Raw genomic sequence first — 26,451 nt, 5'->3', positions numbered from 1 at the left:
CGGCTCAGTCGTCGTGGTCGTGGTCGAAGTAGTCGGGCTGGGTCTGTGCGTTCAGCTCGGGCAGCCACACCCGCTTCGCCGGGTCGGTGCGCCTGTCGTTGATCTTCAGCACGTCGAGACCCTTGGCCATGTCGTTGGAGTAGACATGGCCGTTGTAGTAGTAGGCCGACCACGGTCCGGCCGTGGTGACCCGGCTGGGGTTGACCGGGCCGCGCTCGAAGAAGCCGATCTCCTTCGGCCTGGCGGAGTCGGTGAACTCCCAGACGGAGATGCCGCCCTGGTACCAGGCCTGGACCATCAGGTCCCGGCCCTTCACCGGGATGAGCGAGCCGTTGTGCGCGACACAGACCTCGGTGGGGGCCTGGTGCCGGTCGATCTTGAAGTAGCTCCGGAAGACCAGCTTGCGCTGGTCGCCCTTGCCGACGATGTCGTAGATGCCGTTGGCACCCCGCTTGGGCCCGATCTCGGCGTTGCAGGTGGCCGAGCCGCCGCCGCCCAGCTCGTCGGTGAAGACGATCTTGTTGGCCTTCTGGTTGAAGGTGGCCGAGTGCCAGAACGCGAAGTTCTCGTTGTCCTGGACGCGGTCGATGACCCTCGGGCGCTCCGGGTTCTTGATGGAGAGGAGGACGCCGTCCCCCATGCAGGCGCCGGCGGCCAGGTCCTTGGAGGGGAGCACGGTGATGTCGTGGCAGCCGGTGGTCGCCCAGATGTCCGGGTTGCCGGGGTCGCCGGGGTGGCCGCCGTCGGGGAAGAGCACCGGGAAGTCGATGACCCGGGCCCGCTCCGGGGCCTTGCGCGGCACCTTGATGATGGAGATGCCGTCGTGCGGCGGCTGGCAGTCGGGCAGCGAGGCGTGCGGCGAGTACGACGAGACGTAGACGTACACATCGCGGCGCTCGGGCAGGATGGTGTTGGTGTGCGATCCGCAGGCGGTCTCGACGGCGGCGACGTACTTCGGGTTGCGCTTGTCGCTGATGTCGAAGACCTTGATGCCCTCCCACGAGTCCTTCACCGTGGCGGACTGCGATGTGCTGTTGCAGGAGCTGTCGCTGCGGGAGGAGTCGGTGGAGAGGAAGAGCAGGTCGCCGCTTACCGAGACATCGTTCTGACTGCCGAGGCAGAGGACCTCCGAGACGGTCTTCGGCGACTTCGGGTTGCTGATGTCGTAGATCGTGAAGCCTTCGAAGTTCCCCGCGTAGGCGTACTTCCCCTGGAAGGAGATGTCGGTGTTGAGGCTCTTGAGCGCGCCCTTGGGAACGTTGACGAGGTGTTCGACGTTGGCGCTGTGGACGATCTCGTCCACGCCGGGTATCTCACCGCTCGCGATGGCGGCCCGGGTCTCGGCCTCCTGACCTGAGGAGACGGCCCCCTTCCCGGCGGCGGTGTCCCCGGGGTCGGGGGTGGCCAGCGCGGGGCCGGCCGTCAGCAGCGCGGCGAGGAGCCCGGCCGCGGCGGTGGCCGCGCCCAGCCGTCTCCGCCGTGGGCGATGGATGTGCGACAGGGTCACTGCGTCCTCCCTGGATTCCGTTCATGGCCGAACGGTTGATGGACCACGGAAGTATCTTCCCTTGCATGGACATCTCAACAACTGGCAACAGAGACGTAATGAAAGTTTCTGATCACCGGACCCCGGAACCGTGTTAGGACGGATGCCGAACAGTCGTCAACCGCCCCCAGTGGCACAGGAGGCCGCCATGCCGAACCGCCGACGGACCCCAGCGACGCGCGGACCGGCCGCCGTGGCCGCGGTCGCCGTGGCCGTACTGGCCCTGGGGGCCTGCGAGTCCGGTTCCGGCGGCGCGGAGCCCGGGGCCGGGAAGGGCCCGGAGGCATCGGTGGTGGTCCCCGGCAAGCCGGGTGAGCCGGCGCGGACGCTCTCCGCCGAGGACGCGCGGAAGGAGCTGCCGGACGATTCGCCCAACGAGGCCGACCTCGCGTACGCGCACCGGATGATCGAGCACCACAGACAGGCGCTGACGATGACCGGCCTGGTGCCGGGGCGGGTGCACTCCCCCCGGGTCGAGGCGCTGGCGGAACGGATCTCGGCCGGCCAGGAACCGGAGATCGCCGCCATGGAGGGGTGGCTGGAGAGCGAGGGCGGGAGCCGGGCCGGGGACGGCGGGGGGCAGGGCGGGCACGGGGATCACGGCGGGGGCCACGACGCCGGCTCCATGCCGGGGATGGCGACCGGGGCACAGCTCGCACAGTTGCGGGCGGCGGAGGGGAAGGCCTTCGACGAGCTGTTCCTGAAGCTGATGATCACTCACCACGAAGGGGCGATCTCCATGGCGGCCGAGGTGCTCGCCGACGGGAACAACGTCCGGGTGGAGGAGATGGCGGGCGATGTGATCGCGAGCCAGACCACCGAGATCGGCCGGATGCGCGGACTCTGACCCCGGAGGGGCACCGGGGCGCGCGGGCGGTCAGCGGCGGTTGTGGCGGGGAGCGAGATATCCCTCGTCCCGGGCGCCGGCGATGAGCCGCAGGGATCGGCGGCGGCTGCGCCCGGTCGCGCCCATCACGGCGAGGACGGGATCGGAGCCCTCGCGCTGCGCCGCCCGGTAGGCGTCGGCGGCGATGCGGCGGCCCGCCCTGCCCCGGGGCGCGGTGGAGCGGCCCCGTCCGCGGCGCCGGGAGGCGCTGGGCGGCCCGGCCGGTTCGGCGGCAGCGGGCACGGGGGGCGCGGCGGGCCGTGCGGTGGCCGCGAAGGGATCGGGCCCCTGCCATACGGGTCCCGGTGCCGCGGCGGTGCGGCAGGCGTCCTCCAGCGGCTCCCCGATCCGGGCCGCGAGGACCGCGAGGCCGGGCAGCGGCAGCGGCGGGTCGGCCCGCAGCTCCTCGATCGCCAGCCGGCCCTCCGTCACCACCGCGACCACATCGAACCGCGCTCCGTCGGCGAAGGTCAGCCGGACGTCGAACCACGGGGGCGGGGCTCCCGGAGCGGGGAGGGCCGACCCGGTGACGGTGACCGCCCCGTGGCCCTGGACCTCCCAGACGGGCGGAGAGGGCAGCGACTCACCCGGATCGTACTGATCATTCGTGTTAAGAAACCCCGTTTCCTGCACAATTAACACGTAACCAGTCAAGTCATGCATATGTGCGGCGGCACGCATGAGGTGCGCCGCAAGGCACCCTGTCAGCTCAGCTCGGACGGCCCCCGGCCGTCGCCGCCCATCACTCCCCAGGCCCGCTCTCCGGTGGGATGCTGGAGACCTCCCGCGGGAAGGAGTGCGCCGTGCTTCGCGTCGCCGTCGTCGGGGCGGGCCCCAGCGGGGTCTACACCGCTCAGGACCTCGTCCTCCAGAACCGGGTCCCCGATGTCCGGGTGCATGTCCTGGACCGGCTCCCCTGCCCGTACGGACTGGTCCGCTACGGGGTGGCGCCCGACCACGAGAAGATCAAGTCCCTCCAGAACAGTCTCCGCGCGGTGCTGGAGCACGACCGGATCGACTTCGTCGGCCATGTCGAGATCGGCGGGTCCGGCCCCGGCCCCGCGGAGCTGCTGGGCCTCTACCACGCGGTGGTGTACTGCGTGGGCGCCGCCCGGGACCGCAGACTCGGCATCCCCGGCGAGGAGCTGCCCGGCAGCCACTCGGCCACCGACTTCGTCTCCTGGTACAGCGCCCATCCGGACGCGGCGGAGCGCGGATTCGGGCTGGCCGCGCGCTCGGCCGTGGTGATCGGCGCGGGCAATGTGGCGGTCGATGTGGCCCGGGTGCTCGCCCGGGAGGCGGCGGAGCTGCGCCCGACCGATGTGCCCGAGGGCGCCCTGGGCGCCCTCGCGCTCAGCGGGGTGCGCGAGGTCCACATGGTGGCCCGGCGCGGCCCCTCGCAGGCCAGGTTCACCACGAAGGAGCTGCGGGAGCTGGGCTCGCTGCCGGCGGCGGATCTCCTGGTCGACCCCGCGGAACTGGCCCTGGACCCGGCGTACGCCGACGGGACGGCGGCGGCGGCCCTGCCGGCGGCGGCCAGAAGGAACATCGAGGTCGTGCGGGGCTGGGCGGAGCGGCCCGCCGAGGGGCGCGGGCGGTGTGTCCGGCTGCGCTTCTTCCTGCGGCCGGTGGAGCTGCTGGAGCGGGACGGCCGGGTGGCGGGCGTACGGTTCGAACGGACCGTGCCCGACGGCGCGGGAGGGGTGCGGGGCACCGGGGCGTACGAGGACATCGGTGCGGGACTGGTGCTGCGGGCCGTCGGCTACCGGGGAACGCCGCTGCCGGGGCTGCCCTTCGACTCCGAGCGGGGCACGGTTCCGCACGCGGCCGGGCGGGTGCTGCGCGAGGGCGTGCCGTCGCCCGGGGAGTACGTCGCGGGCTGGATCAAGCGGGGCCCGACCGGGGTGATCGGCACCAACCGGCCGTGCGCCAAGGAGACCGTGGCCTCCCTCCTCGACGACGCGGCGGCGCTCACCGCCCGGCGGGTGGCGGCGGACCCGCTGGCGGCGCTGACCGCCGCCGGTCAGCGGCCGGTGGGCTGGCCGGGGTGGGAGGCGATCGTGGCGGCGGAGACGGCACTCGGGAGCGCGCTGGGCCGCCGGTCGGTGAAGATCCCCGACTGGGCGGGGCTGCTGGCGGCGGCGGAGTCCTGAGAACGGCGCGGCGGCGTCAGCGGCGGTGGCCGCCGGCGGCGGCCTGCCGCGCGAGCGCCGTCAGGACACTGTCGAGCAGCCCGGGGAAGAGCGCGTCCAGATCGTCGCGGCGCAGTTCGTTCATCTTCGATGTGCCCTGGTAGATCTGCCGGATCACTCCGCTCTCCCGCAGGACGCGGAAGTGGTGGGTGCTGGTCGACTTGGTCACCGGCAGGTCGAAGTACGAACAGGAGAGCGGGTCCGGGCCCGAGGCGAGAGTGTGGACCACGATCAGGCGCATGGGGTCGGAGAGGGCGTGCAGCACGGCCTCCAGCCGGATGTCCCCGCGCTCGGGGTGGGCGAGTTCACGGGGGCTTGTCGCGGTGTCCACTGCGGCTCCTCTTTCGTGGGTGAGTCGGTGCGCCGGCCGGGTCATCGGCCGGCCGGTGCGGTGCGGTGCGCCGGCGGGTCGCGCCGGCGCGTGGGGGTCCCGGCGCGTCGGTCCGGGCGGTTCCGGTGCGTCGGTCCGGGCGGTTCCGGCGGGTCCCGGGGTGCCGCCCGTCCAATAGTACGAGAGCGCTCGTAGTTTGAGGGAATCCGTACTACGATGCGTATCGTACGAATCGGCCGCCGCGCCATCAGGCCCGGCCCGGCCGCTTCACCATGCCATCCCGAGGAGCCTGCCGTGAGCACACTGTTCGAGCCCTTCACCCTGCGGTCGCTGACCATCCCGAACCGCGTCTGGATGGCGCCGATGTGCCAGTACTCCGCACCGGTGACCGGCCCGGACACCGGTGCGCCCGGCGACTGGCACCTCGCCCACTACGCGGCCCGGGCCACCGGCGGCACCGGCCTGATCCTGGTCGAGGCGACCGCGGTCGCCCCGGAGGGCCGGATCAGCCCGGCGGACCTCGGACTCTGGAACGACACCCAGACCGCCGCGTTCCGCCGGATCGCCGGCTTCCTCGCCGGCCAGGGGGCCGTCCCCGGAATCCAGCTGGCCCACGCGGGACGCAAGGCGTCCACCGGCCTGCCGTGGCAGGGCGGGGCCCCGGTGGGCCCCGGGGAGCACGGCTGGCAGCCGGTCGGCCCCAGCCCGGTCCCGTTCGACGAGGGGCATCCGGTGCCGACCGAGCTGACCGTCGATCAGATCGCCCTGGTCGTGCAGCAGTTCGCCCGCGCCGCCCGGCGCGCGCTGGAGGCGGGCTTCCGGGTGGCCGAGATCCACGGCGCGCACGGCTATCTCATCGGCGAGTTCCTCTCCCCGCACAGCAACCACCGCGAGGACCGGTACGGCGGCTCCTTCGAGAACCGGGTCAGGTTCGCGCTGGAGGTGGTGGACGCGGTCCGCGCGGTCTGGCCCGACGAGCTGCCGCTGTTCTTCCGCGTATCGGCCACCGACTGGCTGGAGGGCGCCGGCTGGACGGCCGACGACACCGTGCGCCTCGCCGCGCTGCTCCGGGAGCACGGCGTGGACCTCCTCGATGTCTCCAGCGGCGGCAACGCGCCCCGGGTGCGGATTCCCGCCGGCCCCGGCTACCAGGTGCCGTTCGCGGCGCGGGTGCGGGCGGAGACGGGGCTCGCGGTCGCGGCGGTCGGCCTGATCACGGAGGCAGGGCAGGCGGCGAAGATCCTCGCCAATGGCGAGGCGGACGCGGTGCTGCTCGGGCGGGAGCTGCTGCGCAACCCCTCCTGGGCGCGGCAGGCGGCCGAAGCGCTGGGCGCGGAGGTCCCGGTGCCCCCGCAGTACCTGCGCTCCCTGCTCCGCTCGCGCTGAGGGCCCGCGCCCGGGGCGCTGTCCGGGGCCGAGGGCGGACCGGCGCGCGCCCGGGACGGCGGAGCCCCGGGCGCGCGGCCCCGGGCGGGCCGCGGCGGACGGAGGGGAGAGGCCGTGCGGGACACCCTCATTACCCCAGTAGAGTGACGCACTGTGACAGCGCGACGACCTTTGAAGGAAATTATCGAGCCGGGCTGGGCCGACGCCCTGGAGCCGGTGGCCGACCGTATCGCCGCGATGGGGGACTTCCTGCGCGCGGAGATCGCGGCGGGGCGGACCTATCTGCCGGCCGGGGCGCACGTACTGCGCGCCTTTCAGCAGCCGTTCGCGGATGTGCGGGTCCTGATCGTCGGTCAGGACCCCTATCCCACCCCGGGGCACGCCGTGGGCCTGAGCTTCTCGGTGGCGCCCGAGGTGCGGCCGGTGCCGGGCAGCCTGGACAACATCTTCCGCGAGATGCACACGGACCTGGGCCACCCCCGGCCGTCCAACGGCGATCTGACCCCCTGGACCCGGCAGGGAGTGCTGCTGCTCAACCGAGCGCTCACCACGGCTCCCCGGAAACCCGCGGCGCACCGGGGCAAGGGCTGGGAGGAGGTGACCGAACAGGCCATCCGGGCGCTGGTCGCCCGGGGCACCCCCCTGGTGTCGGTGCTGTGGGGGCGCGACGCCCGCAATCTGCGCCCGCTGCTCGGCGAGCTGCCGGCGATCGAGTCCGCGCACCCCTCCCCCATGTCGGCGGACCGCGGCTTCTTCGGCTCGCGGCCCTTCAGCCGGACCAATGAACTCCTCGCGCGTCAGGGGGCCCAGCCGGTCGAGTGGCGGCTGCCGTGACCGGCTCCTGGGTCCTCGGGGTGGACTCCGGGGGCTCGGGGCTGCGGATCGGTCTCGCCGGCGCCGCGGGCACCGGGCGCGCCGGGACCCTGAGTTCCGGGGAGCCCGTGCGCACCGGGAGCGACGGCATCGACGCCGGGCATCTGCTGGAGCAACTGGTGCCGATGGCGCGGGAGCTGCTGGCGGCGGCCGGGGGCGGGCCGGTCGCCGCGGTGGCGATCGGGGCGGCCGGGATGGCGACCCTCGGCGACCGGCTGCGCGCCGAACTGCCGGGAGCGCTCGCCGCGTCCCTGGGGGTGCGGCGGCTCGCGCTCGCGACGGACGCGGTCACGGCGTACGCCGGGGCGCTCGGGCAGCGCCCCGGCGCGGTGGTGGCCGCGGGCACCGGCATGGTCGCGCTGGGAACGGATCTGACGGGCTGGCGGCGGGCGGACGGCTGGGGGCATCTGCTGGGCGACTGCGGCGGCGGCGCCTGGATCGGCCGGGCCGGGCTCGAAGCCGCGCTGCGCGCCCACGACGGGCGGTCCGGCGGCTCCGCCGCGCTGCTGAGGGCCGCCGAGGCGGCGTTCGGTCCGGCCGGCGGACTGCCGGGGGCGGTGTATCCGCGCACCGACCGGCCGGCGGTGCTGGCCTCCTTCGCGCCGGAGGTCGCCCGCTGCGCCGCCGCGGGCGACGGGCTGGCCGCCGCCGTTCTCGCGCTGGCCGCCCGTCACATCGCCGAGGCGGCCGAGGCCGTGTGCCCGCCCGGCGGAGGGCTGGACATCGCGCTGACGGGGGGCCTGTTCAAGATGGGCGCCCCCCTGCTCGCGCCCCTGGAGGAGGAGCTGTCCGCGCGGCTGCCCGGCGCCCGGACGGTGCCCGCCGCCGGCGATCCGCTCGCCGGGTCGCTGCTGCTGGCGGGCGCGCTCGCGACGGGTTCGCTGCGGCTGCCGCTCCACCCGACGCTGCTTCATGTACCGGCAGAGCGGGGCAGATGAGACGCAGGGTACCCAGACACACGATATCCATCGGATAAATGTGGACAGATGACACTCGACCACCCCCTCCCCGAACAGCCACGCCCTCAAAACCAGTAGCATGCGGCGCCATGAGCTCCCCCACTGGGCCCGCGTCCGGCCTGCCTGTACGAATGCCGCGCCCCCGTCAGTCCGGGCGGCACCGCCGCCCGGAACCGGTGGCCGCCCCCGAGGGCGCGCCCGCGCTGATTCTCGCCGTGCCCGGCGTGCCCGCGCCCGCGACCCGCAGCCTGGCCGAAGAGACCATAAGCATCGCGCGCTCCGAGCTGCCGGGCCTCGATGTCGGCATCGGCTATCTCGACGGAGACGACTCCGAGTACCCCACGCTGGAGAGCGTTCTCGCCCACACGGCGGCGCGGCGCACCGAGCGGTACGAGATCGCGCGGGCGGCCGGCCGTGAGGTGGCGGAGCCCGAGGGCCCCGCCGCGGTCGTGGTGCCGCTGCTCGCGGGCCCGGACAGCGTGCTCATGCGGCGGGTCCGTCAGGCGGTCATGGACAGCGGCTCGGTGGCGGAGCTGACCGATGTCCTCGGCCCGCATCCGCTGCTCGCCGAGGCCCTGCACGTGAGGCTCTCGGAGTCGGGTCTGGCGCGGGCCGACCGGGCCAGGCTGTTCACGGTGGCCACGGCCGCCGACGGCATCATCCTGGCGACGGTCGGGGGCGAGGAGGCCGTGCGGGCGGCCGGGATCACGGGGATGCTGCTGGCCGCGCGGCTCGCGGTGCCGGTGATGGCGGCGGCTCTCGATGTGGAGGGCTCGGTGGGCGCCATCGCGGATCAGCTGCGCGGCTCCGGCTCGCTCCAGCTGGCCCTGGCCCCGTATCTGGTCGGCCCGGAGCTGCCGGACGGGCTGCTGGAAGCGGCCGTGAAGGAGGCGGGCTGCTCCGCCGCCGAGCCGCTGGGCGCCTATCCCGCGATCGGCAAGCTGGTGCTGTCGCAGTACGCGGCGACGCTGGGCATCACCCCGCAGCCGCAGGGCTCGCCGGCGCACTGACGGCCGGAGGGGAGGCCCGCCGTGCGGGCCTCCCCTCCGGTCCCGGCCCCGGCCCGTCGGCCGGACCCGGGGAGATCGGGGCCGCGGGTCAGAGAAAGACCACGCAGGAGGCCGCGGGGGCGTCCAGGGAGCCCGCCCGCCGCGGCACACCCGTCTCCGGGTCGAGGTCGAACCAGGTGACGTCCCCGGAGCGCTCATTGGCGGCGTAGAGCCTGCGGCCCGACGGGTCGAGCGTCAGATCGCGCGGCCAGCGCCCGCCGCACGGCACGGTGGTGATCAGCTCGGCCCGCTCGCCGCTCCCGTCCAGGGAGAGCACGGCGATGCTGTCGTGTCCCCGGTTCGCGGCCCAGAGCCGGCGCCCGTCGGGGGCGACCACGACCTCGGAGGGGTAGGCGGGCCCCTCGGTGCCGTCCGGCAGCACCGGCACCTCGCCGACCGGCTCCAGCACGCCCGCCCCGGCGTCCCAGCGGCAGACGGTGAGCGTGGGCACCAGTTCGTTCAGCACATAGGCGTGGGTGCCGGCCGGGTGGAAGGCCAGATGGCGGGGGCCGGTGCCGGAGCGCAGCGGGGTCTCGCCGTGCCGGGTCAGCTCGCCGGTCCCGGTGTCGAGCGCGCTGATGTGCACGGAGTCGGTGCCGAGGTCGACGGCGAGCACCCACCGGCCACTGGGGTCGGGCAGCACCTGGTGGGCGTGCGGCCCGCGCTGGCGGTCGGGGTCGGGGCCGTCGCCCTCGTGCTGGAGGACGCCGCTGGCGGCGGCCGGTTCGCCGGCGGGCCCGATGGGCAGGACCGTGACGCTGCCGGAGCCGTAGTTGGCGGTCAGCAGATGGCCGCCGTGGACGGCGAGATGGGTGGGGCTCGCGCCGCACACCGGCACCCGCGCGCCGATCGGCCGGGGCGCCCTCCCCCGGATGTCGAAGGCGCCCACCGCGCCCTCCGATGTCTCGGAGACGGCGTAGAGGACCTGGTCTCCCGCGACGGTGGCCAGGGCGAGGTACGAGGGGTCGGCGACAGCGTCGCTGACCCCTGTCTCGGTCAGCGCGCCGGTCTCCCCGTCGACGTCGGCTGCGATGACGCCGCGCCCGCCCGTCGAGGTGAACGACCCGATGAATGCCCGTCGGGTGCTCTTGTCGCCCACAGCGTTGTCCCCTCACTGATCGTTCGCTGGCCCGGCAGACGGTAGCAGCGGTCTAGACCAAGTGTCTTCACCCGTTCCCGGTCCGCCGACCGCGGGACGCGGGGCCGGAAGCGGGGGTTCCGGTGTTGCGTCCAGGCAGCCGATCCCGGCGAATCGGGTGTAGTGGACATGAGGTTGCCCTTATTTCCAGCCATGATCAGATTTCCGCGCGGAAGCACCGCGGCACGGTGAAGATCCGAAGGATCTTCACGTATGGGGCACATGTGCGGCGGAATCTTCGCTGCGGCAATCCACAGCACCCCCGCAGAGGCCGGGAACGGTGCCGGTGACACGCGTATGACCTGCGAAGACCTGTCCATATGACAGCCAACCGAAAACACCCTACTTCTGCGAACGGTCACTCCCCGTGTAGGCATGGTGAAGGCGGCCCCAAACAACCTGGGGGGTCGCCTCAGCCATGTTTCTGGGGGTTCATCCGCCATGTCCAGACTCACCCGTCGCCAGACCCTCGGGGCCGTCACCGGCGCAGCAGCGGGCGTAGCGCTCATCGGGGTGGCCACCGCGTCCGCGGACCCCGCGCCCGCCCAGGGCACGGGCGGCGCCGCCAAGGGAGGCACTGCCTCCGGTCCCGCGTCCTTCGACGAGGTCTACAAGGGCCGCCGTATCCAGGGCATGCCCGCCGAGGCCCACGCCCACGGCCACGCGGGACACCACGGCGCCGGCTACCGCGTGCTGATCGACGGCCGCGAACTCCATGTGATGCAGCACGGAAAGAGCGGCTGGAGCAGCCCGATCAACCACTACGAGAGGTTCGCGACCCCGCTCGACGCCGCGCGCACCGCGGTCCTCTCCCTCAAGGGCGCCGTCGTCGTCCCGTTCGACCCCACCGCCTGAGCCGGGAGCAACAGCCATGACCGTACGCAAGAACCAGGCGAATCTCACGGCCGCCGAGAAGAAGGCCTTCACCGACGCCGTACTGGAAGTCAAGCGGAAGGGCGTGTACGACGAGTTCGTCGCGGCCCACCGGCTCCGGTTCGCGCTGGACATGAACACCGGGATCTACGTCGGCCACTTCGGCCCGTCGTTCCTGCCCTGGCACCGCAAGTTCCTCATCGACTTCGAGAGAGAACTCCAGAAGGTCGACGCCTCGGTGTCGATCCCCTACTGGGACTGGACCGCCGACAACACCGTCGCCTCCTCCCTCTGGGCGCCGAACTTCCTCGGCGGCACCGGGCGTCCCCTGGACGACCAGGTGATGGACGGCCCCTTCGCGTACTCCGCCGGCAAGTGGCCGATCACCATCCAGGTCGACAGCCGTCCGTTCCTGGCGCGCAACCTCGCCCACCGCGTCCCCACGCTCCCCACCCGGGCCGAGGTCGACGCCGCGCTCGCCATGCCCACCTATGACTCCGCCCCCTTCCGCGATGGGTCGACCGGCTTCCGGTCCACGCTGGAGGGTTCGGCGGGGTACATGAGCATGCACAACCGGGTGCACACCTGGATCTGGGGCCAGATGGAGACCAGCGTCTCCCCGAACGACCCGGTGTTCTGGCTGCACCACTCGTTCGTCGACAAGCTCTGGGCCGACTGGCACGCGCTCCACCCGACCAGCGCCGAGTACCTCCCCGCGGGGGGCACGGCCGATGTGATCGATCTGAACGAGACCATGCCGCCCTGGCCCAACACGACCCCCCAGAGCATGCTGGACCACACGCAGTTCTACACCTACGCCTGAGCCGGGCGCGCGAGGTCCGGAACACGGGCCCCGCCCGCCGGACGAGGGGCCGCCCGCCGCGGGCGGCCCCTTGTCCGGCCTCGGTCCCGGCTACGAGAGCACGAGGGGAGCGCGCGGGGAGCTGCGCAGAGGAGCGGCGAGTTCGGTGAGGGCCCGCTCCAGGCCGTGGAGATGGGCCAGCGCGGGCTCCGTGCCGGCCGGGCGCGCCGGGGAGCCGGAGGCCGCGTCCGCGGGGTGCCCGTTCGGGGCCGTCAGGGCGTGCACCGCGGCTTCGACGCGCCAGCAGGCGGCGGCGAGGCGGGCGTCGTGCCCCGCGTCCGGGTCGGCGGCCACGGAAACGAGGCCGCGCACCTCTCCGGCGCACTCGTCGAGCAGCGCCAGCACCCGGCGGGCGCGCGCCTTGCGGGCGCGGTGCGGGCTGAGCGGGTGGACCAGGGGTGCGAGGGAGAGCCGGACCCGGGCCAGCAGCAGTTCCAGTTCGGCGGCGTGCGGGGTGGGGTCGGCCTCGGGGGCGCCGGCGAGCCGTCGCAGGGAGGCCGAGGTGGAGGCCCTGACGCAGTGCAGGGCCCGCTCGATCCAGGCGCTGTTCGTGGCGTGGGTGGTGACCGGCAGCACCAGGACGACGGCGAGCGCCGCGCCCACCGCGCCGACGGCGGTCTCCGCCAGCCGCAGCAGGAGCAGCGCGGGGTCCAGTACGCCCAGCAGTCCGTAGAGCAGCCCCGCCATCACCGTCACCGCCACCACCATCCAGCTGTAGGAGACGGCGGCCGTGTAGAAGATCCCGAAGACACAGAGCGCGACCAGGACGGCGGTCGGGGCGGGCGCCCCGGCGAGCGGGATGGCGATCAGCATGCCGGCGCCGATGCCGACGACGGTGCCGAGCACCCGGCGGAAGCCGCGTACCAGTGTCTCGCCGCGCGACACCGTGTTGACGAAGATCCACCAGGTGGTGCCGACGGCCCAGTACCAGCGCTCGTCGGAGAGGAGCTGGCCGAGGGCGAGCGCGAAGGCGGAGGCGGCGGTGACCTGGCACGCCTGCCGGGTGGTGGGGCGGGCGAGACCGGTGCCGGGCAGCGGCGGGGGCACGGGAGCGGGCGGGGTGCGGCGCTCGATGGGCCACAGGACGAAGCGGACGAGCGCGGCGGCCCCGAGGGCCATCACCAGGGCGGCGCAGAGCCCGGGGAGCTGGTCCGGCACGGCGTGCAGGAACTGGGTGACGAAGAACATCATGAACGCGAAGATGCCGAGGGCGTGGCCGCGCGGGCCCCAGCGCCGGGCGTAGACCCCGCAGAAGACGACGAGCAGGATCGCCGCGTCACGGACGAGGGGGAGGCCGTGCAGGGTGGCGGCCACGGCCAGGACGGGGAAGCCGGCGGCCGGGAGCAGGGCGGTGGTCACCGCCTGGGCGCGGACGGTCGCGTCGGTGACGGTGAAGAGGGCGAGCAGGGCCGCGAGCCCCGCGGTGATGGAGGCGTTGAGCGAGAGCCCGGCGAGTTCCGCACAGGCGACGGCGAGACCCACGCCGATGACGGCGCGGACCGAGTTCCTGAGCCTGGCCCGCCCCGGGTCCGGAGCCACGAACATCCTCTTCACGGCGGTGGCCGCTCCCTTGTGTCGTCCGTTCGCCGGTCCGGCCCGCTCGGGGTGGTGAGCGGTGGCGGGCACGACGAAGGCACCGCGGTCCAGACCCGCGTCGTCGCGGGTCCGGCGCTGCGCGGCGCCGAGAGTGCATGGATACCGCAGAGACAATCATCAACCGGGGCACTGGCTCAAGAGCCGCCCGGTGGAGTGGGCCATTGGTACGGATACTCCGCGCTTCCGGTGGCCGGACGGTGCCAATGGGCCATCACGGCGCCGCCGGGCGCGAGGTCACCGAGACCTCCCGGACCCGCAGCCCGGCCCCCTGTCCCCAGAGCCGGCTGCCCGGCAGGCTCGCTCCGTCGACGAAGCGCTGCGGTACGGGCTCGCCCCGGCGCACGTCAGCGAGCCGGGGATCGGCGCCGGGACCGCGGCACGCCTGGGGCTGTGTCAGACCGTCCTGCCCGGCGTAGAGCCCCAGCGAGGCGAGCTTGGCCGGCATCAACCCGCGGTGCTCCTTGAGAAGCAGCGCGAACAGCCAGGCGCTGGTGGTCTGGATACCGGCGCTTCCCCCGGCGGGCGCCCCGGGGGGCTCGGTCTCAGTGCTCATGGGAGCCCAATGTCGCCGCCGCCGGCCGGGACCTCCTCTCCCGGGAGGGAAGGTGCCGCGGCCCCTCCCCCGGGGCCGGCGAGAGCGGGGACACCCACACCCCGGGGTCGCCCGGCGGCCCGTGGAGACCGATACCGGCCGGGGCCATCCGGTCGTACTCGGCGAGGACCAGATCCCTGGTGCGGTACGTCCCGTGGCGAGCGATCTCGTTGTTCCTGAGGCCGCCCGTCCCGGTCCTGAAGGTCTCCAGGATGTACTCCACGTCGGGTCGGCCGATCCCGTACAGATGAAAGAAGTACGCGTCCAGCTCGGCCCGTATCCGCGCACGGCGCTCGTCGTCCCACCGGAAGGGCGCGCCGGAGTCGCCGAGATCGCGGGCGAGTGGGGTCATGTCGTATGCGGTGTGGACGAGTTCGAGGACACGGGGGACGAGGAAGAGGAGGTGGGGGGTGAGGGACTCGGGGGCGGGGACGGGGAGCTGCTTCCAGATGAAGAGCTTCATATGGGCGTCACTGATCTTCTGGCGGCTCACGAAGTCGAAGACCATCGAACTCTGTGCGGCGATCAGCGCCGCCGTGAGGGCGGGTGAGACGCGGGGCAGCATCAGAGGGAAGGTGTGGCCGACGGCCGCGAGCGGGAGGAAGGCGGGGATGGCGGTGCGCTCATCCGTCGTACGGCACACATCGCGCCAGCCGCAGAGCCACTCCCGCTCCCAGCGCAGGGCCGCCAGCCGCTGGGCGACGCCCGGTGCATGGCCCTCCTTGCCTTTCCTCTCCACGGGAACAGCCCCGCGCTCAGCGATCCAGTAGCGCGGTACGGCCGTCGCCGAGGGGGACTGCCTCTCCGCCGGGGTCAGGCTGCGCCGGTCCTCGTTCCCGGTGCCGTGGTAGGCGTTCCAGCGATGGTCGAAGAGGTGGGCCATCTTGCCCTCGTACAGCGGGAGCATGCGCTCCTCGCCCCGCGTGAAGATGTTGCCGTGCAGCTCCCAGCCATCGGCCTCAAGATCTTCCCTACGGCGGAAAACATCGGAATCATCCGTCATGTCGAACAGCCGCTTGAAGGAGATTGACCATCGGTTTCCCCTCCGTTCGCGCTCGTCCCACAGCACCGGAACCAGCATATAGATCGAGGCTGTGAGATTCGCGTCACGGCGAGTCCGGAAGACCGGCAGAGTTCCGGTGTTGGGATTGATAAGAGAAATCTCCTGCGGCCCCAGAGAGAATACCTTATCCACCTCCTCAAGATCCGCTGGAGCCGAGAGGAAGAACGCATAACTCGCAGCGTCCTGCCTCACATTCCGGCCAGTAAGAGAAAGCAGGCAGAATTTGTAGCTGGAGTGCACTCCCGGGAAGAGAGGCTTACGGTTCTCGAAGTCGTACAGCAGCGAAATCCCGCCGCGCCCACTGAGCGAGCCGAACAGGTGCTGCGCCCCCGCACCCGTGGCGATCGCCGTCGGGATGATGCACCCCACCCTCCCCTCGGGCGCCACCATGGACACAAACCGCTCCGTGAAGAGCTGATCGGTCTGGAGCGCATTCACCCCTTTGACGGTCAGCCCCTTCGCACACAGCGGAAACACCCCCGACCCGCTCACGAACAGAAACGTCGACTTCACCCGCCGGCGCTCCGCGCGATACCGCTCCCCCGCCTCCGGATTGTCCGCCGCCCACTCGGCGATCCGTTTGCGCCGAGCCGTGCCCGGGATCGCGGCGATCGAGGGTTCGACGACGCTGAAGTACTTCTTGTCCTCGAAATCGACCTTGTCCCAGGGCGGATTGCCGACCACGCAGGAGAAACCACCCGCCCACCCGGTCTCCGGGTCGACGTCATCGGGGGTGTCCGCGCTGTCGGGCACCCGGAAAATCTCGGGGAACTCCAGGTGCCAGTGGAAGAAGCGGTACTCCCGGCTCAGCCTTCTGATCTCGTCATGGGTGGCCCCGGGGACATCCGGACTCCCGAGGGACCGGAGGACATCGTGGGTGACCGGCGGCGGCGCGTCCCTCCTCTTGTGCCAGACGAAGGACGCGCACCAGGCGTCCGCGAGGTGCAGGGCGTCCTCGCAGACGGGGGACTTCCGCCAGGCCCGGTACTCCTCGGCCTGGCGGCGGACCTGGTGGAGCTGGTCGGAGGGGGCCGCCAGGATGCGGCGCGGGACCTCGGCGAGGGCGGTGTTGGAGACCTTCACCTCCGTGAGCGGCATCCGGATGGCGGTCTGGCCCTTGCGCTCCTTGTCGTTCCGGTCCGCCCAGGAGGCCGCGCAGGCGGCATCGTCCCCCTCCACCGCCTTGAAGGCCCTGTTGGGGATGGAGTCCCGTAATCGCGCCGGTGTCGCGCCGATGAGCCCGTTCCCCACCTTGATGTGCGCGTCCAGAAAACCCATCGGCTTGCCCGGTTCCAGGGCCTCCAGCCACAGCGCGAACTTGGCGACGTCCACGGCCATGGGATTGAGGTCGACTCCGTAGACACAGCGGGCGATGACCTCGTGCAGGGCGTGTTCGACCGCGACAGGGGTCGGTTCGGGGTTCCCCTCGCGGACGGCGGCGACCTGTTTGGCGATGCGGCGGGCCGCGGCCACCAGGAAGTGGCCGGAGCCGCAGGCCGGGTCGCAGACGGTGAGGGAGAGCAGCGCGGCGTCGGGCGGCCCGTCGGTCCGGTCGCGCGCGGCGGCGATGACCGGTTCCAGGGTGGAGTCAAGCAGGGTGTCGATGAGGGAGCGGGGCGTGTAGAAGGAGCCGGTCCGCTTGCGGTCGTTGCCGAGACGGTTGACCAGTTCGAAGGTGCCGTCCACCGCGCTGTGCTGGGGGACCAGCTCCAGCAGCGACTCATAGATGGAGCCGAGTTCCTCGGAACCCATGTTGCGGTAGTCGACCACGCGCCAGCGGCCGGCGGCGGTGTCCCGCACCCGGGAGAGGCTGCGCACGGCGCCGAGCAGATACTCGTTCGCGAGGGCGAGGCCGTGCAGGGGCCGGTCGGCCGGGGTGTCGTCGAAGATGCCGCCGATCCCCGGCAGGCCCAGTTCGGGGCGGCCGTCGACATCGGCGAGGGCGTCGAGCACGATCCGCAGGGCCTGGTAGAGGTCGGAGTCCGCGGTTCCCCGGTGGCGGGTGGCGTGGCGCCGCAGCCGGTCGGTGGAGAAGTAGCGGGCGTACCGCCGCCGGAACCTGCCGGGAGTCCCCGGTGGGTGGAGGGCGCCGCGGTCCTCGGTGACGAAGAGGAAGATCAGGCGGTAGACAAGACGCAGCAGTGCGTCGTGGAAGGCGTGGGTGTCCAGGTCCTGGCGGAGAGCGTGGTTGTCGGGGTGGCGGAGGAACCCGGTGCCGAGGGTGGTGATGGCCTGCTGGACTCCGTCGCGGTAGTGCTCCAGTGCGCGGGTGCCGGTCTCGATGGCTTCGGCGCGCCATTTCTCCAGCCAGCAGGACGACAGCGCGGAGGGGTCCCGGACATCGAGGCGGGAGACGTGCAGCAGTCGGTAGAGGAGGACGAATTCGCTGAACAGCTCGCCGTCGAAGATGGCTTCGAGATCGAATTCGATGAAGGAGGCGGTGGCCAGCGCGCTGGAGTCGCGCAGGAGCCGCAGTCGGCGGCCATTGGTGAGGAGGGCCCACAGATGGTTTCCGGTGCGGTTGAGGCACTCCTGCACGAGCGAGTGCGGCGGGACCGTTCCGGCGCCGCCGGGCCGCTTGTCGAGATGGGTGTTCCACGGTGTCATATGGACGGGGACGTGGTTCCAGTGGTGACTGACGGGAAAGTGTTTGAGGCCGTCGTCCGACGGAATTCCCGGTGTGGCGACGGCGGGCAGCCGGCCGTAGCCGAGTTCCGCGAAGAGCGGGTCGAGCCATTTCGCGAGGGCGATCCCGGTGGGGTCGGGCGGAGTGGCTGTTTCCGGAGCGGCGGGCAGGTTGTTGCGCAGTTCGCCCCAGACGGACTTCAGATACTCCCAGTGGCGCTCCGCCTCCGCGCGGACCGAGCCCACGACGACCTGGTAGTCGGCGGGCGCCGAGCCGCTGACTCCCTTCTCCTCGGAGATCCGGACCAGCATGTCGTGGGGGATGAGACCGCCTGTCGCGTGGACCGCGGTGAGGACCCGGGTGCGCGGGGCCGCCGGCATCAGGCCGCCTCCTCGGTGGTCATCGGCAGATAGACATAAGCCCCGAGGATGTCGGCGGGTTTCTGGGCCTGTACGCGCAGTCCGCGGACAATGTCCTCGGTGGCGAACCGGACACGGCGGTGGGAGGCGGCGAGTTCGTCGGTGAGCTGTGCTCCATGGCGCTCCAGGTGCGGGTGGAGGCCGGGCAGCCCGGCGAGCAGCCGGGTCATGGTGCGTTCGGCGAAGTGGGGGTGGGTGTTCTCGGTCGCCCGGGCGTCGAGGAGGGACACGGCGGTCTCCTGGGGCAGCCAGCGCGCCTTCTGCGGCGCGCCCTCGAAGGCGAGGAGCCGGACGTCCTCGGCGACCAGTTGTTTCCGGCCGGTGCGGGACGGCAGGGTGAGGTGGAAGCGGTAGCGCACCAGCAGCAGGGTGGTACGGGTGGTCACGGCTGTCGTGGTGACGACCCCGCAGCGGCGGGCCGGCCGGGGGCCCACCGCCCTGGGGTCGAGTGCGGCGTTGAGAACGTACCCCGCGAGGGCGCCGACGACGGGGTCGGTACGGACCAGGGCCGCTTCCCCGCGCGCGACGGCGGAGGTCGCCCGGAAGGAGATCCGGCCGCCCGGCTCGACGGAGTCCCCGCCGGCGACGGAGGCGAGGGCGTCCCGGAGTCCCGGCGGGGAACCGCTGATGTCGGCGGTGAAGTCGCCGTCGCCGGAGTGGGCACCGGGGCCGCGGAGCACCGCGCCGAGGGCGGCGAGCGCGTTGCGGGTGAACCCGTGGATCTCCCCCGCGCGGCCGAGGGCGGACCGGATCGCGGCGACCTCGCGGGCCACGTCCTCGGGGTGGATGGAGCGCTGGGCGAACCGGGAGCGGGAGGTCTGCTCACGCTGGGCGGCGGAGTTCCAGTCCGCTTCGAGCCGGGCGGCGCGGGTGGTGACGGTGTCGAGGGCATCGGTGTCGAACAGCCCCTCCTGCTGCCCGTGCCGGCCGCGGATGAGCAGCCATTCGACGATGGCGTCGGTGACCCCGGAGGACTTCTCGTCCGGTACGGAGACGGAAATGCCGAGGTCCTTGCGGATCTGCCGGTGCTTCTTGATGAGGACTTCGAGGACCTTGCCGTCGATGCCGTTGTCACTGCCGTAGAGGGTGACGACCCGGACCTGGTCGCGTTTCTGTCCGTAGCGGTCGACCCGTCCCTCGCGCTGGTCGTGGCGGGTGGGGTTCCAGGCGAGGTCGTAGTGGATCACCGCGTCGAAATGATGCTGGAGATTGACCCCTTCGGAGAGACAGTCGGTGGCCACGAGCACTCTTCGGGCCGCGGGGCCGTCGCCCGCCTCGTGCGCGATGTCCTCGACGCGGGCGAGGCGCTGCTGGGGGGAGAGTGTGCCGGTGACGGCCTTGACGACGGTGTGCTTGCCGAGGCGGCTCGCCAGGGCCTCCGCCACGTACTCGGCCGTGGGGATGTACCGGCAGAAGACGATGGGGTGGTAGCCGTCGGCGAGGAGGGCGCGTACGTGGGTGATGAGCGCGGCGAGTTTCCGGTCGGTCGCCGGGCCTTCGAGTTCGGTCGCGCGCCGGGCGAGTTCGGTGAGGGTCTCGGACGGACCGTCCCCGAGAGTCTCCTCCCCGGTCAGTGCGCCGGGGGCGACATCGAGCCCTTCGAGAGTGTCGCTCTCGCTGGAGTCCCGGATCAGCGGCGCCCCGAATCGGTCGGCTTCCTCGGCCGTGGCGGCGGCGGCCGTGGCGGAGCGGGTACGGAGGGTCTGGGCGGCGGCGCGGGGTGAGGAGACCAGGGTGCGCAGCAGGGCGATCGCGGACCACCAAGCGACCCGGGACCGCTGTCCGCCCTGGCGGCCCGCTTCGGTGACCCGTTCGCTCGCGTAGGCGATGGCGTCCTCCAGGAGGGTGCGGTACGCCGGGGAGAGGGCGTAGGTCTCGTCCTTGAACCGGCGGTCGGAGGGGAAGGCGGTCGTCTCGGCGAGCCGGTCGTCGGCGAAGCCGTCCCCCTGGGTCAGGTACTCGCGCACATCGGCGCGTTTGCGCTGGACGAAGTGGTGGGCCAGCAGCTCCCGGCCGCGCGGTGAGGTCAGGTCGACATCGGCGAGGTCGGGCCGGATCAGGGCGAGCAGCCCGCGGAAGGCGGATTCCTGGCCACTGTGCGGGGTCGCGGTGACCAGCAGCAGATGCCGTTCGCTGTCGCGCGCGAGCCGTGTGAGCAGTTCATGGCGGAGTTGATACTGCGTGGACGCGGTTTCGCCGGCCGAGACGCAGGTGTGGGCCTCGTCGACGATCACCAGGTCGGGGCAGTGACGGACGAAGTCGTCGCGGTGGCGGGTGGACTTGATGAAGTCGGTGGAGACCACGACATGGGGGTGGGTGTCGAAGAGCGACTGGCCGAGGTCGAGTCCGCGCTCCAGCCGGGAGACCGTGGAGGAGAGGACCAGTTCGGCGTCGATGCCGAACTTGGTGCGCAGTTCGCTCTGCCACTGCTCGGCGAGGGCGGGTGAGCAGAGGACCGCCAGCCGGGTGGCCTCGCCCTGGGCCAGCAGTTCGCTCGCGATCAGACCGGCCTCGATGGTCTTGCCGATGCCGACGTCGTCGGATATCAGCATCCGTACGGTCTGCTGCCGCAGCGCCATCAGCAGGGGCACGAGCTGGTAGGCGCGCGGCTCGACGGCGATGCCGGCCAGCGAGCGGAAGGGGCCCGCGCCGGAGCGGAACCCGATGCGGAGTGCGGTGCGGAGCGTTCCGGCGGCCTGCGCGTCACCGAGGTCGGCGGCGGAGGGCGGGGCGAATTCGGCGCCTCGTACCGTCTCGAAGGCGGGGAAGACGGCGGCGATGTCGTCGTCGGACCCGCCGAGGGGGCGCAGGACCAGCATGTCGTCCTCGCTCTCGGGCAGGACGATCCACTCCCGGCCGCGCGCGGTGACCAGGGAGCCGGTGGTGTGGGTGTGCGTCATCGGATGGTTCCTCGGGTGTCGGTGCGACGCGGGGACGGAGATCCGGGGTCGGGGAGGCGTCGGGCCGGTCGGGGTGGCGGCCGGCCCGGGGAGGGCGGTCAGCCGGCCTTGCCGGGGCCGAAGTACCGGGGGTGGCGGGCGGCTGTTCCGTCCCAGTCGCCGTCCGCCGGGAAGCGGATGATGTCCCATCCCGCGTCCTGGAGGCGTTCCTCGGCGTCCTCGTCCCGGAGCGTGCTCTCGGAGTGGTCGTGACCGGGACCGTCGACAAAGACCGCGAGTTGCACACCCGGCATCCGGTAGACGTAGTCGGGGCGGGCGTTGGCCTCGCGGATGAGGGTCCGGGTCTCGTCGGGCGGGCGGTGGCCGCGCTCGCGGAGGAAGCCCAGGAAGCCGGAGGGGTCGGGGGAGTCCGGCGAACCGTTGGTGCCGTGTCCCGTCGGGCGGGCCTCGGCGAGCGCGAGGCGCAGCAGCAGGTCACGGACACCGTGGCGGTCGACGGCGCCGTGGTTGAGCTGATTGCCGTAGGTGAGCAGGCAGTCGTAGCAGCCGCGGGCGCAGGGCCGGTCGGGGCCGCCCTCGACGGCGAGGTCGTTGCCCCGCTCGTCGAAGTGGCAGATGCGCAGGGCGGCGCGAGCGGCTCTGGCGACGGCCCCGGGCTCGGACTGGAGACGGCGGAGAACTCCCGCGCCGCCCTCGGCGGCCTCGGTGAGCAGGAAGCGGTCCCTGGGGCCGTCGTCCGGGGGCAGCAGTTCGCTGGTGAGTTCGGAGTCCTCCAGCTCGAAGGCGGTCTCGATGCCCCGTTCCAGCGCGTACATCAGGGAGAGTGCGACGGGCTCGGCCAGCGGCCGGTCGAGGGTGACGGCGAGAATGTTGCGGCTGTCCTCCACAAAGGGGATGACGCGCTTCTTGTGGCGCTTCTCGTTGCCGTCGGCGTCCACCGCGGGCATGTCACTGAGGTCACCCGACGCCTCCGACGCGTCCCGTTCGGTGAGCCAGCTGCCGTCTCCCGGATCGAGCCAGAAGCCGTCCTGCTCACTGGTCTTTGCGTGCAGCCGTCCGAGGTTGGTGATCCGCACGGTCGCCGAGTCGCCGTAGGAGAAGGTGGCGAGAGGGCCGGCCGGGTCGAAGACCCGGGCGTCCTGGCGGCCGGGGCGCTGACCGGGGCCGTAATCACGGAAGCGGTAGGAGGTGACGAGCCGGTATCCGGCCCTGCGCCGCTCCTCCTCGTCGGAGGAGATGCGCTCACGGCGCCGGGTGTAGACGGTGTGCAGTTGCAGCAGGTTGTAGGTGGTGGTCAGCGGCTGGTCGCAGATGTCGCAGAGATCGGCCCGTTCCTCGGCCTTGTGGTGGTATCCGCAGTGGGCGCAGCGCCGGGCCTCGCTCGTGGTGAGCGAGCCGTCCGTCTCGGGGGGCAGCTGGACCCGGGTCACCTCGTACCGGGCGCCCTCGTGGTAGATGAGGGCCTTGGGCCCGAACTCGCGGATGGCGAGGAAGCGAGGGCGCTGGAGGTAGTCACCGCCGTCCCCGGAGCGACGGCCCGTGGTGGGGATGTAGGCGGCGAGCGGAAGGCGGGGGAAGGAGTAGCCCGGGAGGAATCCCTCCGAGGCAAGGTACCGATAAGGGTTGAAGTCGGACAGTACGGATCTGCTGTCCGGGGTCTCGTTCTTCAGCAGCTTGAGCTGGGTCTCGGCCTCTTTCCGGCGGGCGACGGCGAAGGCACGGTCCCGTTCGGTGAGCTGATGATCGAGCACCCGCCTGTTCTGGACGTACTGATCGGTGAGGGCGACCCGGAAGAGCCCGCGCCAGCGGTCGAACGCCTCGTCGAAGCGCCGGGCCGCCGTGCGGACCGTGCGCTCGATCCAGGAATCGTCCCACCAGGTGGTGTCGGCGAACTCGGGGAAGAGCCGGCCGAGCACCTGGTGCGCGGCGGCCACGGTGCGGCTCTCCACGGCGGTGTCGCGCAGGGCGGCGGCGATGTTGTCGTGCAGTTCCAGGGCCGGCTGGGGCCGGCCCGTCCGCTCGTCGTAGCCGATGTCGACAACATCCGGAATCGAGCGCCCCAGAGCGAGTCCGGCCTCGGCGAGCCAGATGGCCTGGAGGTGGGAGACGACGAGATCCTCATTGGCGAGATCGAGACGCGGTGGTGCCACACTGCCCGCGACCATGGCGGCGGAGCTGCGGAAGTAGTACCGGTCGTGGCTGTTGCCGGTGGCGCAGTACGTGGTGACCAGAGCGGGCTGCCCGGATCGCCCGGCGCGCCCGCTGCGCTGCGCGTAATTGGCCGGGGTGGGCGGGACATTGGGCATCGCCACCGCGTTGAGTGAGGATATGTCAACGCCCAGTTCCATGGTCGGCGAACAGTAGAGCAGTCTCAGCTTCGCCTCGCTGAACTCGTCCTCCCGCCGCTCCCGTTCGAGGGGGTCGACCTGGGCCGTGTGCTCACGGGCGAAGAGACCGGCGAGCGCCGAGGCGTTCTCCCGGTAGAGATCGCGGAAGAAGGTGTTGACGCGGGGGCCGTCGCCGCTCGCGTAGGTGCGGGTCAGGGGATCGTGGGCGGCCTTGCGGCCGGAGCCGACATGCCAGGTGAGACAGGCGGCTGAGACCTGGTAGCCGGTGACGGCGGGGACTGCCCTGCGGTGGCGGTGGCCGCCGCGCTGCACCGCTCCGGACACCTTGGTGACCAGTCCGGCGGAGGCGAGAACCTCCAGCAACTGCTCGATGATCAGTTGGATGTCGTCGACATCGAGCGCGCCGAAACGGTCGCGGTCGGTCCGCCGGATGTACTTGCCGAATTTGCCGCGCGCGGAGAGGAAGAGTCCGCTGCGGTCCATGCCCGGCCTGGAGGGCTGTGGGTAGGCGATGCCGACCTTGGGGCTGTCGCCCCTGATGAGCAGCCAGGGGTCGATGAGCCGCTCCTCGCTGGCCCGCTGGAGGCTGTCGAAGTCGTCGCGGAAGCACTGCACGTCGATGGCGAGCGCACGCCGCATCTCGTCGAGGAGAACCTGTGTGATCTCCGTGCGCAGCGCGGCGTCGGCGGAGCGGAGCGCGGGGTGGGTGGCCGCCCACTGCGGTTCCTGCTCGGAGAGCCAGTTCACTCCCTCGTACCGGATCTGGAGCAGCCCGGTCTGCTCCAGATTCGGCATGGTGACGCGCCAGCCGCGCTCCAGGTCGAGATAGAGCCGGAAGGCGACGACATCGCGCAGGGTGCGGGCGGCGTTGCGCAGCAAATGCGGCGGCAGATCGTCGTGGCCGGTGTACTCCACTGGGCGGAGACCGAGGGAGCCCGTGACCTGCGAGGCCAACTCCTCGTGGGTGAGTCCCTCTTCGCCCGCTGCCGCCAGGGCCCGGTAGAGGGCTCCGCGCAATTGGGTGATCTGGACGAAGTCGTTGAAGTGGCCGGCCTGGAGGGAGGCGTCCTGCCGGTTGTCGACGAAGGTCAGGAGCTTGCGGGCCTTCTCGTTCAGCCTCTCCTCCGGCACCGCCTTGAGGGAGCGGACGATGGAGGCCGAGATGAGGGAGGTCGCCGATGACCGGCCCTCCTGATCGAGCGCGGCGAGCTTGCCGAAGTCCCTGCCCCGGGTCTGCTCATAGCTGACATTGCAGTGGGGGCAGAACAGAAAGGGGGACGGGATGTACGCGGCCCGCAGCTCGCCGCGCCCCTCGACACCGTAGGGGTCCACGGTGACGGAGCGCGGGAGCCGGTGGCGGTAGGACTTCTTGACGGTCTCCTGTCCGGTTTCGTCGGTCTCCAGCCATGAGTCGGGCAGCCGGTGCCCCTCAATGGCCTCCTCGACCGTGCCGGGCCAGGGGCGGTCGTGGTCGATGTAGAGATAGCCGTCACCGTCGCGCCCGCTGGTGGTGACGGAGCTCCGGCGGGGCTCGTAACGGCCGGCGCCCTCGTGCTCCGTGCGCCACACGGTGAGGAACTCCTGACCGCACTCGCGGCAGAAGGCCAGCGGCACCAGGATCTTGCCTCCCGACCCGGGCTGTTCGCGCTGGTAGTCGCGGGTGAGATGGCGGACCGCCTTGGCCTCGACGGTGGTGTGGACGGTGTCACCCTTGGAGAGGAACTGATGCAGGCGGAAGGCGAAGAGCGGCCGGCCGGTCCGCGGGTGTCTGGCCTGGGCACCTGCTTCGAGGGTGGTCCGGATCGCCTGGGCGCAGTCGTCCTCGCGCGCTCCGCTGTGCGCGGCCAGCTCCTGTGCGGCGTCCTCGATCTTCCCGGGCTTCACTCGGACGAGCCGGCCGTTCTCGTTGGTCAGGCCGAAGCGGGACTCGATCCACCGGGCCAGCGGATCTTCGACGAGGGCGTGGTGGTCGCGCGGGGCCGGGCTCAGCAGCCGCTGGGCCGATACGGTGTCCGGACCCTGCTCGGTGGCGCGGACCAGGGTCTCCCCGATGACGTGCTCGGGGTGGATCGCGGTGCCGAAGAGTTTGGTGGCCACCCCGGCGACGACCCGCTTCTGATCGTCGGTGGTGCCTTCGGTGGACATGGTGGCCGAGGTGCCGACGCAGAGCAGGCTCTCGGCCCGGCACGCCTCACGGACCCGGCGGATCAGCAGGGCGACATCGGCGCCCTGCCTGCCCCGGTAGGTGTGCAGTTCGTCGAAGACCAGGAATTCGAGGCCCTCGGCCATGCGGATGAGGGACCGGCGGTCGTCGGGCCGGGTGAGCATCAGCTCCAGCATGACGTAGTTGGTCAGCAGGATGTCCGGCGGATCGCGGCGGATGGCCTGGCGCTGGGTCTCGTCCTCCTGGCCGGTGTAGCGGGCGAAGGTGACGGGTTCACGACCCTCTGGGTAGCCGTGTTCGAGATAGGTCTTCAGCGCTTTGAGCTGGCTGTTGGCGAGGGCGTTCATCGGATAGACGATGATCGCGCGCACCCGTTTGCGGGGCTGTGGCCCCTCGGTGTCCCGGGCGCGGAGCACCCGGTCGACGATCGGCACGATGTAGGCGAGGGACTTGCCGGAGCCGGTGCCGGTGGTGAGGACGTAGGAGTGCCGTCCGCGTGCGGCGTCGACGGCGTCGCGCTGGTGCTGATAAAGCGTCAGCGGGCGGCGATCACCCAGCAGCACCCGGCCGTAGTCCAGCGGTCTGACCTTGGAGCCCTCCTGGTGCGACCAGCGCACCGGGACCTCGGTCACCGGCCAGTCCGCGCGC

At 72.0% G+C, this 26,451-nt stretch carries 17 protein-coding genes; 8 read left to right on the top strand and 9 right to left on the bottom strand.

What is annotated here, in order from left to right; translation table 11 throughout:
• Nucleotides 1–4 precede the first annotated feature (4 nt).
• Complete coding sequence (locus ABT122_RS26420; protein WP_351557182.1) at nucleotides 5–1,507, bottom strand: LVIVD repeat-containing protein; 1,503 nt, start codon at nucleotides 1,505–1,507, stop codon at nucleotides 5–7.
• Between the two features lie 187 nt (nucleotides 1,508–1,694).
• Here ABT122_RS26420 and ABT122_RS26415 point away from each other — a divergent pair, with 187 nt between their 5' ends.
• Nucleotides 1,695–2,393, top strand: a complete 699-nt coding sequence (locus ABT122_RS26415) for a DUF305 domain-containing protein (protein ID WP_351557179.1) — start codon at nucleotides 1,695–1,697, stop codon at nucleotides 2,391–2,393.
• 30 nt (nucleotides 2,394–2,423) lie between these two features.
• Here the strand turns inward: ABT122_RS26415 and ABT122_RS26410 are convergent, their stop codons facing one another.
• Nucleotides 2,424–3,095 (bottom strand): DUF6214 family protein, encoded by a 672-nt coding sequence (locus tag ABT122_RS26410; protein ID WP_351557176.1) that lies wholly within the window; start codon nucleotides 3,093–3,095, stop codon nucleotides 2,424–2,426.
• Between the two features lie 140 nt (nucleotides 3,096–3,235).
• Between ABT122_RS26410 and ABT122_RS26405 the strand changes: the two genes are divergently transcribed.
• A complete protein-coding gene (locus ABT122_RS26405) occupies nucleotides 3,236–4,585 on the top strand; it encodes an FAD-dependent oxidoreductase (RefSeq protein ID WP_351557173.1) in 1,350 nt (449 codons plus the stop codon).
• 16 nt (nucleotides 4,586–4,601) lie between these two features.
• Here ABT122_RS26405 and ABT122_RS26400 read toward each other — a convergent pair whose 3' ends face one another.
• Nucleotides 4,602–5,000: an ArsR/SmtB family transcription factor gene (locus tag ABT122_RS26400; protein WP_451068941.1), complete on the bottom strand. Its 399-nt coding sequence runs from the start codon at nucleotides 4,998–5,000 to the stop codon at nucleotides 4,602–4,604.
• A 249-nt stretch (nucleotides 5,001–5,249) separates the two neighbouring features.
• Between ABT122_RS26400 and ABT122_RS26395 the strand changes: the two genes are divergently transcribed.
• From ABT122_RS26395 to ABT122_RS26380, 4 genes are all read left to right on the top strand, one after another.
• Complete coding sequence (locus tag ABT122_RS26395; protein WP_351557168.1) at nucleotides 5,250–6,341, top strand: NADH:flavin oxidoreductase/NADH oxidase; 1,092 nt, start codon at nucleotides 5,250–5,252, stop codon at nucleotides 6,339–6,341.
• 171 nt (nucleotides 6,342–6,512) lie between these two features.
• Entirely contained in the window at nucleotides 6,513–7,175 is a 663-nt protein-coding gene (locus ABT122_RS26390) for a uracil-DNA glycosylase (protein ID WP_451068939.1), read from the top strand.
• The gene (locus ABT122_RS26385) at nucleotides 7,172–8,152 is read left to right on the top strand and encodes a BadF/BadG/BcrA/BcrD ATPase family protein (RefSeq protein ID WP_351557162.1); all 981 of its coding nucleotides are present in this window, start codon (nucleotides 7,172–7,174) and stop codon (nucleotides 8,150–8,152) included. The genes ABT122_RS26390 and ABT122_RS26385 overlap by 4 nt, the downstream gene beginning before the upstream one ends.
• 110 nt (nucleotides 8,153–8,262) lie before the next feature.
• Nucleotides 8,263–9,183: a sirohydrochlorin chelatase gene (locus ABT122_RS26380; protein WP_351557159.1), complete on the top strand. Its 921-nt coding sequence runs from the start codon at nucleotides 8,263–8,265 to the stop codon at nucleotides 9,181–9,183.
• Between the two features lie 88 nt (nucleotides 9,184–9,271).
• Here ABT122_RS26380 and ABT122_RS26375 read toward each other — a convergent pair whose 3' ends face one another.
• The gene (locus ABT122_RS26375; protein ID WP_351557156.1) at nucleotides 9,272–10,321 is read right to left on the bottom strand and encodes a lactonase family protein; all 1,050 of its coding nucleotides are present in this window, start codon (nucleotides 10,319–10,321) and stop codon (nucleotides 9,272–9,274) included.
• 480 nt (nucleotides 10,322–10,801) lie between these two features.
• On the opposite strand from ABT122_RS26375, the gene melC1 reads away from it, so the two are divergent.
• Both melC1 and ABT122_RS26365 read left to right on the top strand, forming a co-directional pair.
• Complete coding sequence (gene melC1 / locus ABT122_RS26370; RefSeq protein ID WP_351557153.1) at nucleotides 10,802–11,215, top strand: apotyrosinase chaperone MelC1; 414 nt, start codon at nucleotides 10,802–10,804, stop codon at nucleotides 11,213–11,215.
• Between the two features lie 16 nt (nucleotides 11,216–11,231).
• Entirely contained in the window at nucleotides 11,232–12,056 is an 825-nt protein-coding gene (locus tag ABT122_RS26365; RefSeq protein WP_351557150.1) for a tyrosinase family protein, read from the top strand.
• A gap of 90 nt (nucleotides 12,057–12,146) precedes the next feature.
• On the opposite strand, the gene ABT122_RS26360 is transcribed toward ABT122_RS26365, so the two are convergent.
• The 5 genes from ABT122_RS26360 to ABT122_RS26340 form a co-directional block, all read right to left on the bottom strand.
• Entirely contained in the window at nucleotides 12,147–13,640 is a 1,494-nt protein-coding gene (locus ABT122_RS26360; protein WP_351557221.1) for an FUSC family protein, read from the bottom strand.
• A 262-nt stretch (nucleotides 13,641–13,902) separates the two neighbouring features.
• The gene (locus ABT122_RS26355) at nucleotides 13,903–14,244 is read right to left on the bottom strand and encodes a hypothetical protein (RefSeq protein WP_351557147.1); all 342 of its coding nucleotides are present in this window, start codon (nucleotides 14,242–14,244) and stop codon (nucleotides 13,903–13,905) included.
• A complete protein-coding gene (locus ABT122_RS26350) occupies nucleotides 14,234–18,352 on the bottom strand; it encodes an Eco57I restriction-modification methylase domain-containing protein (RefSeq protein ID WP_351557144.1) in 4,119 nt (1,372 codons plus the stop codon). The genes ABT122_RS26355 and ABT122_RS26350 overlap by 11 nt, the downstream gene beginning before the upstream one ends.
• Nucleotides 18,352–21,291, bottom strand: a complete 2,940-nt coding sequence (locus ABT122_RS26345) for a DUF8741 domain-containing protein (RefSeq protein WP_351557141.1) — start codon at nucleotides 21,289–21,291, stop codon at nucleotides 18,352–18,354. Before ABT122_RS26345 ends, ABT122_RS26350 begins: the two co-directional genes overlap by 1 nt.
• A 98-nt stretch (nucleotides 21,292–21,389) precedes the next feature.
• Nucleotides 21,390–26,435 carry a DEAD/DEAH box helicase family protein gene (locus ABT122_RS26340; RefSeq protein WP_351557138.1) on the bottom strand — a complete coding sequence of 1,682 codons (5,046 nt, stop codon included), beginning with the start codon at nucleotides 26,433–26,435 and terminating at the stop codon, nucleotides 21,390–21,392.
• Between the last annotated feature and the right edge of the window lie 16 nt (nucleotides 26,436–26,451).

This window comes from Streptomyces sp. NPDC001985, from assembly GCF_040296845.1.
In the GTDB taxonomy this organism is placed as follows: Bacteria; Actinomycetota; Actinomycetes; order Streptomycetales; family Streptomycetaceae; genus Streptomyces.
Note: the sequence above shows the minus strand (reverse complement) of the source record. Positions and strands in the feature narration are given on the sequence as shown.

Excerpts from the sequence above, each read along its gene's own strand:
- melC1 (WP_351557153.1), top strand. The coding sequence starts at position 10,802 with ATGTCCAGACTCACCCGTCGCCAGACCCTCGGGGCCGTCACCGGCGCA.
- ABT122_RS26415 (WP_351557179.1), top strand. The coding sequence starts at position 1,695 with ATGCCGAACCGCCGACGGACCCCAGCGACGCGCGGACCGGCCGCCGTG.
- ABT122_RS26345 (WP_351557141.1), bottom strand. The coding sequence starts at position 21,291 with ATGACGCACACCCACACCACCGGCTCCCTGGTCACCGCGCGCGGCCGG.
- ABT122_RS26360 (WP_351557221.1), bottom strand. The coding sequence starts at position 13,640 with ATGTTCGTGGCTCCGGACCCGGGGCGGGCCAGGCTCAGGAACTCGGTC.
- ABT122_RS26400 (WP_451068941.1), bottom strand. The coding sequence starts at position 5,000 with ATGACCCGGCCGGCGCACCGACTCACCCACGAAAGAGGAGCCGCAGTG.
- ABT122_RS26355 (WP_351557147.1), bottom strand. The coding sequence starts at position 14,244 with ATGAGCACTGAGACCGAGCCCCCCGGGGCGCCCGCCGGGGGAAGCGCC.
- ABT122_RS26350 (WP_351557144.1), bottom strand. The coding sequence starts at position 18,352 with ATGCCGGCGGCCCCGCGCACCCGGGTCCTCACCGCGGTCCACGCGACA.
- ABT122_RS26365 (WP_351557150.1), top strand. The coding sequence starts at position 11,232 with ATGACCGTACGCAAGAACCAGGCGAATCTCACGGCCGCCGAGAAGAAG.
- ABT122_RS26380 (WP_351557159.1), top strand. The coding sequence starts at position 8,263 with ATGAGCTCCCCCACTGGGCCCGCGTCCGGCCTGCCTGTACGAATGCCG.
- ABT122_RS26410 (WP_351557176.1), bottom strand. The coding sequence starts at position 3,095 with ATGCATGACTTGACTGGTTACGTGTTAATTGTGCAGGAAACGGGGTTT.